The sequence below is a fragment of the Mycobacterium sp. genome, from assembly GCF_050701675.1.
Classification (GTDB): Bacteria; Actinomycetota; Actinomycetes; order Mycobacteriales; family Mycobacteriaceae; genus Mycobacterium.
Genome location: NZ_JBOGDD010001267.1, coordinates 1 through 1902, shown reverse-complemented (window position 1 = coordinate 1902; position 1902 = coordinate 1). Strand labels below are relative to the sequence as shown.

Here is a 1902-nt window from a genome sequence, read left to right as displayed (position 1 = left end):
GACTAGGGGAGAGGGGCGACCTGGACAACCGTCTTTCCGCGAGCGCCGCCGGACAGTGCCTGATTGAGGGTTTCCCGAGCGCTTTCCAGACCCTCGACGACGGTCTCGTCGTACGTTACCGAGCCCTCGCCCAGCGCCGCGGCGAGCTTTCCGATGATCTCGGCGTAACGGTCGATGTGGTCGGTGACGATGAAGCCCCGCAGGGTGGCGCGCTGCATCAGCAGCTGGTTTGCATTGCGCAGACCGGGCTGGTCACTGTCTTCGTTGTAGGTGTCGTACTCCGAGATCAGGCCGCACAGCGCCACTCGTGCGCCGATGTTCAACCGGCCCAGGACGTGATCCATGATCGGGCCGCCCACGTTCTCGAAGTCGACGTCAATGCCGTCGGGGGTCGCCTCGTCGAGTCGCTCGCGCCAGTTGTCCGCGTGCCGGTCGATGCATGCGTCAAAACCCAATTCTTCCACCAGGTGTCGGCACTTCTCGGCACCGCCGGCGATGCCGACCACGCGGGCGCCACGCTGTTTGGCCAGCTGTCCGGCGATCGAACCGACGGCCCCGCCTGCGGCAGAGACGACAACCGTCTCGCCGGGCTGAGGATCGCCAAGCTCGACGCCGATGAACGCTGAAATGCCGGTATGGCCAAGTACTCCGAGGAATGCGGAAAGGGGCGCCGGTAATGGGTCGGGCAGAACTGTGAACGGAAACTCCAGAACGGAATCGTCAGCGACACAATATTCTTGCCAGCCGGTGAAGCCGAGTACGAATGCGCCGACCGGCAGATCGTCCCGACGGCTTTCGACGACCTGTCCGACACCGAGGCCCCGCATCACCGCGCCCAGCTCGACCGGCGGGATGTAGGAACGCAACTGGCTCATCCAGACACGGTTTGTCGGGTCGAGCGACAGGTACAGGGTGCGGACCAACGCCTGTCCCTCGGCGATATCGGGGATGGACTCCGCGACCCACTCGAGATCTTGTTCGGTGACCTGGCCTTGTGGCCGCCTCTGCAGACGAAACAGCCGGTTGGTGGGTGTTTTCATGGCGAATCCTCGTTGTCAGCGATGACTGGAATGGTGGTCATCAGGGTGCGCACGCACCGCATCCGCAGGGATGACGGCAAGACCTGCTGCGAGGTTAGACTTGCTGTCGGCAGAAGTCAACGATATGTCGACTATGAGTCGGTTCCGCATCGACGATCATGAATCACGTTCAGGGACAGCGGATGCGATAAGTATCGACATAGTATCGACATAGTGTTGACTATCAACGACGCATGGTGCACTCTCGGTTTGACCACCGGCTGTGACGGCAGTCGACCAAGAGATGGAGGCGGCGCATGAGCGTACAAACGGACAACCGCGCGACGGTTGAGCGATTCTGGAAGGCCCTTGATGACGGTCCGCCGCGTGGCGAGGCTCTCGAGGCGTGGAAGGACAACTTTGCCGAGGAGGCCGTCTGGGAAATGCCCTTCGCGCTCGAGCCGCTCGCCGATACCGTCCCCGGCCGACACCTGATCAATCATTTCGTCGACTGGTTCTTCGCCTCGGTGCCTGATCTCCGGATCGATTCGCTGACCGTGCACGACACGACCGACCCGGAACTCTTCGTTCTGGAACTGCACGGAAAGGCGACGGTCACGCAGACCGGCAAGATCTACGCCAACACCTATTGCACTCACATGCGGATCAGGGATGGCAAAGTCGCGCTGATCCGCGAGTACTTCAATCCCAATGTCGTGCTCGAGGCCTTCGGGCGCGACGTGATCGCCGAGGGCATGTCAGCCGTGATGGCGGCAGCCGGAGTGGGGGCCACCCAGTGAAGCTGGAGCCGGAGTTCTCCTACACCGCAGAGCTTGCCGAACCTCAGATCGTCGGCCCGGGCCCTTACGGGCTGCGTCAGGTC

Annotated in this window: 2 protein-coding genes and 1 pseudogene; 2 read left to right on the top strand and 1 reads right to left on the bottom strand. The window is 62.5% G+C overall.

The genetic code is table 11. The annotated features are described in order from the left end of the window. Positions 1-2: 2 nt before the first annotated feature. The gene (locus tag ACRDUX_RS39260) at positions 3-1040 is read right to left on the bottom strand and encodes an NADP-dependent oxidoreductase (protein WP_526422696.1); all 1038 of its coding nucleotides are present in this window, start codon (positions 1038-1040) and stop codon (positions 3-5) included. Positions 1041-1336: 296 nt separating this feature from the next. On the opposite strand from ACRDUX_RS39260, the gene ACRDUX_RS39255 reads away from it, so the two are divergent. Further along, positions 1337-1819, top strand: a complete 483-nt coding sequence (locus ACRDUX_RS39255; RefSeq protein ID WP_526422695.1) for a nuclear transport factor 2 family protein — start codon at positions 1337-1339, stop codon at positions 1817-1819. Further along, a pseudogene (locus ACRDUX_RS39250) lies at positions 1816-1902 on the top strand (DUF3237 domain-containing protein); the annotation flags it as partial. The gene ACRDUX_RS39255 and the pseudogene ACRDUX_RS39250, both read left to right, overlap by 4 nt.

Bases quoted from the DNA above. Each gene is read 5' to 3' on its own strand.
- ACRDUX_RS39260 (WP_526422696.1), bottom strand. From the start codon at position 1,040: ATGAAAACACCCACCAACCGGCTGTTTCGTCTGCAGAGGCGGCCACAA.
- ACRDUX_RS39255 (WP_526422695.1), top strand. From the start codon at position 1,337: ATGAGCGTACAAACGGACAACCGCGCGACGGTTGAGCGATTCTGGAAG.